The sequence below is a fragment of the Cedecea sp. B1(4) genome, assembly GCF_059414925.1.
Genome location: NZ_JCAHMZ010000176.1, coordinates 1 through 337 on the forward strand (window position 1 = coordinate 1; position 337 = coordinate 337).

The window sequence follows — 337 nt, forward strand, 5'->3', positions numbered from 1 at the left end:
AAAAAAAAAAAAATTATAAAAATAAAAACCACAAAAAAACCCCAAAAAAAAAAAATCCCAAAAAAAAAAAGCCAAAAAAAAAAAAAAAAAAACAAAAAAAAAAAGAAAAAAAAAAAAAAAGACAAAAACAAAAAAAACAAAAACACAATCATTTAAACAAAAAAAACACCACCACAAAAAAAGTTAAAATTTAAAAAAAAAAAAAAAAAAAAAAAAAAAATAAAAAAAAAAAAAAAAAAAAAAAAAAAAAAAAAAAAAAAAAAAAAAAAAAAAAAAAAAAAAAAAAAAAAAAAAAAAAAAAAAAAAAAAAAAAAAAAAAAACAACAAAAAAAAAAAA

1 protein-coding gene is annotated in these 337 nt (G+C 9.5%); it reads left to right on the top strand.

Translation table 11 applies throughout. The features are described from left to right. The coding region (locus ACR6JA_RS22525; RefSeq protein WP_494599666.1) for a hypothetical protein at nt 1-194 on the top strand (194 nt) is incomplete at its 5' end. Nucleotides 195-337: the final 143 nt, after the last annotated feature.